Origin of the sequence: Chelatococcus reniformis (genome assembly GCF_014640075.1) — a bacterium.
Classification (GTDB): domain Bacteria; phylum Pseudomonadota; class Alphaproteobacteria; order Rhizobiales; family Beijerinckiaceae; genus Camelimonas; species Camelimonas reniformis.
On the sequence record NZ_BMGG01000022.1, the window covers coordinates 1 to 6886 of the forward strand.

Below are 6886 nucleotides of genomic sequence, written 5' to 3' on the forward strand. Positions count from 1 at the left end.
TGCCGAGCCCCAGGCCCAGCGCCTGCACCCCCATCAGGTTGAGCTCGCGCTCGAACAGCCACCGCGCATCATATTCGCGAAAGCCCGTCGGCTTCACCAAAGGCTGCGTCTCATAGGCATAGCTGTTGCGCACAAGCGCCGCCTGCGGCGTTGAAAGCATGTCAAGACCTCGACCTGATCGCTCGCGCGTTATGAGCTGTGTCGTACGTCAGCGCAACCCGAAAAAAGCTGATCATCGACGCGCGGCGTTTTGCCATCTAGATTAATCTGCCAGCTCTGCTAACAATCCGGTGGGGTATGCTGTGACCGCCTCAGGGAAGATGCCCGAAATCGCTCGTCGTGACTGCGCGATCGACGTCATTGCAAACAGTGCGGCGCTCTAATCCATCTGATCAACAAAAGAAGGATATGAAGCGTGCTCAAATCTGGCTCTATGCTCGTCGCGCTTGGTCTGGCGCTGCACACAGCTCCAGCTCACGCTCAAGCTCCCAAGATTCAACAGGACCGGTGTCAATTCGGACTCCTGCGGGCGATCGACGCAAACAGCTCTGCGATCAGCGGGCGAGAGCTTCGACTGGAGAGCGGGGGTGTGGGCTATAGGTCCGCCTTGAAGGCGCCAAAGGGGGTGGCCGACCCAAGCGTCTACCGCAAGGCTTGGGTTTCAATTGATGCGCACGATGGCCGCAAATCTCTCGCGTTTGAGGTGGCTGGATGCGCTGACCGCGACCGCTGCTCGGACAAGGCCATGCAGAAGGTAAACTACCAATTTCTGTATACAAAAAGAAATGACGAGCTGGCCGCGCGGTTTGGGCAAAGAATTCATCTCGGATTTCGGTTCAAGGTCGATACAGTTGATGGTGCCGATCCCGCTATTTTAACGCAGTTCTGGCAGGGCGCCCCGCACGGGCCGCCGTTTGCACTCAGCATCGCCAGCCGGTCGCCGGGAAAATTCAGCGTGCGGGCTAGTGTCGCGAACGATCACACTGGGTCAAATCCCTCAGCCAAACGGATACCGATAGGAAGCCGCGATGGTTTGGAGGTCGGGCGTTGGTATACCGTTACAATGGATGCTATGCCAATAGCGCAACTCGGGGAAAATCAGGAAGAGCCGACGCTCTCCATCTGGATTGGGCCGAGCAATTCGAACGAAAAGACCAGTTTGGCGAGGTATGAAGGAGCTTGGGGTTACACCAATTCTCCAGCCAACTGTGTGTACGCTCGTCGATGCGAGACAAAGCCTCCCAATGCCGCGCTCGATTTCGCTTTCGGGCTCTACCGTAAGGCGAGCGAGTTGCCCATCAGGGTTGAGTTTGATGACATTAGGCTCAGCAGCCGGGCTGACTCCGCTGACCCCGATTGCGCCAACGCGCGCTAAGCGATCATGTCACGTCGGAGTCGCCTGTCCGTTGTGCGTCAATCTGGCTCAGTTCGCGCCGGTCGGATCGACAAATGGGACCGATATTGCCATGGTGCACCGCGCAACCGACGTGAGTGGCTGGAGAGCGAGCGATGCGGGCTAGGTATATCGGGATCGTTGCGCTTGCCCGTGGCCGCGAGTTTAAATTAGCGTGCGTCCGGCCCAAGTCGGGCTGGAGCGCAAGTGCCAAGTGAGAGGGCAAGGAATGAGTGGCCGATCTGATGAGCTCTTGGTACCTGTCTCATACGGCGAACTTCTCGATAAGATTACTATTCTTGAAATCAAGGCCGAACGCATCTCGGACCGGGCAAAACTTGAAAACGTCAAACGCGAGCTTGCGGCCCTGAGCGCTAGTCGCGACGCGCTTCTCGGCAACGGCATCACTGAGATAGCAAACTTGGTCGTGCGGCTTAGGGGCGTCAATGAGAAACTTTGGCAGATTGAGGATGATATTCGGCAATGCGAAAGAAACGGCGATTTCGGGCCGAATTTCATCTCCCTCGCGCGATCCGTCTACTTCGAAAATGATGAGCGGGCGCGGCTTAAGAGAAATATAAATCTCGCGCTGGGCTCTCATCATGTGGAAGAAAAGTCATATAGTGATTACGGTAGCCCCTCGACGCTCGAAAAATAACCGCGGATAAACTTGGTGGCGTCCCGCCAAGCTTTGGGGTGGCGAGCAAACGCGATCGCGACATTTCGTCGCACTTGGAGGCATCATGGCGGATTACCTGGTCGTGGGGTGTGGATTCGCTGGCGCCGTGTACGCGCGAGGCCTGGCGGAAGCTGGTCATAGGGTTAGGATACTAGAGCAGAGAGACCACATTGGGGGGAACGCTTATGATTATGTTGATGAGAACGGGGTGCGTGTCCACCGATATGGCCCGCATCTCTTCCATACAAGTACCGAACGGGTGGTGAGCTGGGTTAAGCAATTCAGCGCCTGGGTGCCTTATGAACATCGCGTGCGGGCGCTGCTTCCTGATGGCCAGTTCGTCCCGCTGCCCGTGAACAGAGATACGATTAATGCGGTATTTGGCGCGGCGTTGGTCAGCGCTCCGCAGGTAGAAGCTTTTCTGGAAGATCTTTCGGTTGAGTGTCGATCTCCAGCGAACTCCGGAGAGTATCTCAATTCGAAAATTGGTCAACGTTTAACTGATCTATTTTTTCGCCCTTATACCAAAAAAATGTGGGGCCTCGATCTAGAGGATCTCGCCGCCGCGGTCGTCAAGCGCATTCCCATTCGCTACGACACCGACGATCGCTACTTTCCAAATGAAACCTTCCAAGCTCTTCCAGCAGACGGCTACACTCAGATGTTCGATCGTATTCTCGATCATGCCAATATTGATGTTCATCTGTCGACGACGTTTACTCGTGGTATGGAGCATGAGTTCAGGCATTGTTTCAGCAGCATGCCGATCGATGAGTATTTTGAGTTTGTCAGAGGGGAGCTTCCGTATCGGTCGATACGTTTCCATCGAGAGACGCGTTCGGTTGTTGATGTGCCGCTATGGGGCGTCACAAATTTTACTGATTCTGGAAGGTATACGCGGGAGACATATTGGAAGTCGCTGCCGGGGCATCAGACTGGATCTAGCGACGTCACCACTGTCACACTTGAGGAGCCTTGCGACTACCGTGACAACGGTATGGAAAGATACTACCCTGTGAAGACAGCGGACGACAGATACGTAAGGCTTTACGGTGAGTATCAGGGGCTCGCAGATGGCCTTGATCAAATGACATTTATCGGTCGGTGTGGAACTTACCAGTACCTCGATATGGACCAGGTCATAAATCAGTCATTGCTTGGAGTAGAGAAGTTCCTCAGGGCGCGAGGCAGCTGAGTAGGGCTGTTAGTGGACGACGAGTGGGGGAGGGCATGGGCCAGATTGTACCGGTCGTACTTGAGAAAGATCGATCTGAGATTGAGCGGCTCCTAGGCGGAACGGTCGAGGTTGGTCCTATTGTTGTAAGGCAAAGTGGCGAGGCGCTCGAGGTTTGCCTCGACCGGTTCAAGGAGTTTGTCGGCGAGGATGACGTTGTATTGGTTAGCAGCGCGTCCAACAAGTCGTTGGCGCTTGCCTGGGATGTCCTGACCGCCGGACGAGACGGCGGCTGGGGGATAATCATTCATGTCCACGACACCCGCCGCGAGAAAATTGCCGCTCCACCCCCAGAGCTGCTTGATGCATTTCAGAGGGTTACGCTAAACATTCTTCGAACGCGCTCAAGCTGGCACTCGGTCGGGGCGTACGAACCAATCGGTCATTCCAATGGAAATCAGCAGCGGTTGGTCGGGGACCTGCTACTGGCGCTCCACAAGCCAGCGACGAAGTTCCGACGGGCGATGGTCTACACCGGCCCTCGCAGTGGTCTTCGGTGGTCAAAGGTCGTTTCGGGCACGCAAACCTCTCAGTTCGGTAGCACACTTGACGCTTGGACTGCGTGTCCCGTGCGGCGCTATCTAGAGGATCCAGGGGCAGCCACGATCGAGCCCGTCAAGGTCAGCGTGAATCCGGTCCATCTCTTCCTTTCCGATGGCGAGCAAGCGCGCGCGCAGGCGGCGGTCAAGTTCGCTACCCACAACAATGGAAAGCTGCGTTATGCGGTCCCAGCTGTCAATCTTCATTATCGCGAGAACGCCGTTGGTTATCCGGCACGCGGTATTCTGATTGATGGGAATGGAAATATATTATCGGGCGGTAAGAAGTCTCAATTTGACTTCATCAGTGAGCCGGCGATCGCCGTCACGGAGCCCTGCTTTTGGGGCTTCAATGTTCTCCACAAGATGTACTATCATTGGTTGCTGAATGGTTTGGCCGGGATTCGGAATCTGGAATCCATTGGGATCACCTCCGGTATGAGGTTTGTTGTGCCGGTCCTCTCCAGCTGGCAGCGCGACAGCCTTTGTGCAATGGGCGTCAGGCCCGAGGCAATTTTGGAGCTTGGCCGGGAGCCGGTTCGATTCGCGAAGGTGTTTTGGTCGGACTTTAGCTCGGCCAACGACCATCCCGATTTGGTCCATCCCGCCGCGCTCTCCTTTGTAAGAGCGAAGGCGCGAGCAGCGGCTGACGCATCGAGATCGTCAAATGCCGAGGCGAGCTGGCCTGAAAAGATTTACGTCTCTCGCCTCGACACAAACAAGAGAAAATTGCTAAACGAAGATCAGCTGGCGGAGGCGTTAGAAAGAGCGGGATTTTTTGTTCTGATTGGCAGCAAGCACAGCTTCATTGAGCAGCGGAATATTTTTGCTGGCGCGAAGGTTATCTGCGGGCTCCATGGAGCGGGCATGACTAACGGACTCTTCTGCGGATCTGGGGTTCCCATACTTGAAATCTATCCCGAGAATTTCTTTCACGCTGGGTCTTTGCGAGCGTGCCAGATGGCTGGCTCTCGTCACGGGTTGATGTTTGGGCGCAATCTGAAGGTCAACCCGGATGACTATCAGGACGTGCAGTGGGAAGTTGACATTCCAGAGGTGCTGATGAACCTGAAGGAGCTTGAGGAGAAGCCTTACACACTGACCTGGGAATCGCCGTTCGACGTCGCCGGTGCATGACGTCAGGGTGCAAGGTACGTCTTGTGGGCATTCTGCGGCGAGTGACGGATGGGTTCACGTACTATTTTCCGGACCCGGGATATTGGCTTGTGGTTCAGGGCAGTACGTTTCCCGCAGCAGGCGGCGTCGGATGTTGTGCTGGTGACAGAGAACAGATAGACCGAGATTGCGAATGATACGGAGGTCGTGCCTTGGTGAGCGGTTGTCCTATATGCGGCGGTACGGAATTTAAGGCCTACAACAATCGCGCTAATGCCCAGTGCGTGAAATGCAAGTCGTTGGAGCGGGGCCGGTATTTATACCTCGCGATGCAGAAGATTGTCGATCTTCGACCTGGCATGACGGTCTATCATTTTGCGCCTGAGCGCTTTCTGATGGATTTCTTTCACGGGAAGGTGGGGCGGTCCTATCGTGCGTTCGACCTGTTTCCGGACTTGTACAAGCATGAGAAGGTTCGTGTTGCCAAGTTTGATATTTGCAAAGATCTAATGAACGTCGATTCAGACAGCTGCGATCTGATCGTGCACAATCACGTTCTTGAGCATATCCCTTGCTCTGTGCCGGACACGCTGCTGCAGTTCGTTAGAATATTGCGTCCAGGCGGCACGATGTTGTTTTCCGTTCCGTTTCGGGGAGAACGTACAGATGAGGACCTCTCGCCAGAGCTGAGTGAGGAAGACAGGAAGCGCCGGTTTGCACAGGGCGACCATATGCGGATCTTCGGGAGCATCGATTTTCCCAAGCTGCTCGAGCAGGTCCTAGGGTCGGATTGCTTGTATCGGCAGATAGATCATTTCACGAAAGAGGAGTTGCTCGCAGCTGGAGTCCCATGGTCGGGTGGAAGGGAGCCGAATGGTACCTCGTTGTTCGTCTTTCGGAAGGAGTGAACTTGCGGGCGCCGGTTGGCGGGGGAGAGTTTCGTCGAGCTCATCATCCGAAGGCGGTCTCGGTATTGTCGGCGTACTTCGGACCACGATGCCCTGTCTTGGAGCAGCGGGCAGGCTGATGACTATATTGCCCCAGGGAGTCCTTGCGGCGGAGCGATAGTGATGAGGTCCTTGACAGCGGCGGTTGTATCGATAATTTCGAATAAACGGCCAACCAATGCTTGAGCCTGAGAGCGACGTCGGCGCTTCTATTATCGGCGGGCTTGCAGGTATGACGATTTTCTTTATCGTGTATGCCAACTGGGGTCCGGAAGATATACAGCTTGTCGGATTTCCCGCCCTCGTCGCTTTATTTCTTATTTCGGCTGTAGCGGGTAGGTGCGTTCATCTCGTTGCGCTGGCATGGTTCCGCCGGTGACGTTGCCCCCAGCTTCTGCCCAGCTCTGTCGCTCGGGCGGTTGGTTGTGGCCTGTTGTGTGGGCTGTGACGTGACCCCCGTTTTTCATCCAGCGGAAGCGAGAGTCCTTTCGTGATCTGAGCCTTCGTCGATGGCGAGTGCAAGAGGCCGAAGCGCTGAGCTGTCAGGTTGCGCAGCGCTTCGGCCGGCGGTTTCGCGAATGGCGCTGGCGTAGGCCCGAGGCGTCATCCAGCCGAGCTTCGAGTGCGGTCGTTCTTCGTTGTAGTCGCGCCGCCAGGCTTCGAGCACGGCGCGGGCATGTGGCAGCGAACGGAACAGCGTCTCGTTCAGAGGCTCGTCTCGGAGGCGGCCGTTGAAGCTTTCGATAAAGCCGTTCTGCTGCGGCTTGCCCGGCGCGATGTAGCGCCAGCCGACGCCGGTCTCGTCCGCCCAGCCCAGGATCACGTTGGAGGTGAACTCCGTGCCGTTGTCGCTGACGATCATCGTCGGCCGGCCTCACCGCGTGGCCTTCCCGCTTCAGCAGAACGTGCAGCCGCCGATAACCAAAGCGGCGACGCTCCGCCGCCAGTTCCCTCAATCGTCCGCGCAGGGCTGCGTCG

Annotated in this window: 5 protein-coding genes and 2 pseudogenes; 5 read left to right on the forward strand and 2 right to left on the reverse strand. The window is 56.2% G+C overall.

Features of this window, described 5'->3' with window-relative positions; translation table 11 throughout:
* Positions 1–160 (reverse strand): annotated as a pseudogene (locus IEW34_RS30865) (phosphomannomutase/phosphoglucomutase); the annotation flags it as partial.
* A 465-nt stretch (positions 161–625) separates the two neighbouring features.
* Between IEW34_RS30865 and IEW34_RS30050 the strand changes: the two are divergent.
* The 5 genes from IEW34_RS30050 to IEW34_RS30070 all read left to right on the forward strand — a co-directional run bounded on the left by IEW34_RS30050 (position 626) and on the right by IEW34_RS30070 (position 5869).
* Positions 626–1375 (forward strand): hypothetical protein, encoded by a 750-nt coding sequence (locus IEW34_RS30050; protein WP_210324629.1) that lies wholly within the window; start codon positions 626–628, stop codon positions 1373–1375.
* A 247-nt stretch (positions 1376–1622) separates the two neighbouring features.
* Positions 1623–2051, forward strand: coding sequence for a DUF6165 family protein (locus IEW34_RS30055; RefSeq protein WP_188612938.1), 429 nt, complete (start codon positions 1623–1625; stop codon positions 2049–2051).
* An 85-nt stretch (positions 2052–2136) separates the two neighbouring features.
* Positions 2137–3267 carry a UDP-galactopyranose/dTDP-fucopyranose mutase family protein gene (locus IEW34_RS30060; protein WP_188612939.1) on the forward strand — a complete coding sequence of 377 codons (1131 nt, stop codon included), beginning with the start codon at positions 2137–2139 and terminating at the stop codon, positions 3265–3267.
* A gap of 35 nt (positions 3268–3302) precedes the next feature.
* Positions 3303–4982, forward strand: coding sequence for a glycosyltransferase family 61 protein (locus tag IEW34_RS30065; RefSeq protein ID WP_188612940.1), 1680 nt, complete (start codon positions 3303–3305; stop codon positions 4980–4982).
* Between the two features lie 308 nt (positions 4983–5290).
* Positions 5291–5869, forward strand: coding sequence for a methyltransferase domain-containing protein (locus IEW34_RS30070; RefSeq protein ID WP_188612941.1), 579 nt, complete (start codon positions 5291–5293; stop codon positions 5867–5869).
* A gap of 502 nt (positions 5870–6371) precedes the next feature.
* On the opposite strand, the pseudogene IEW34_RS30075 reads toward IEW34_RS30070, so the two are convergent.
* Positions 6372–6886: pseudogene (locus tag IEW34_RS30075) on the reverse strand (transposase family protein); the annotation flags it as partial.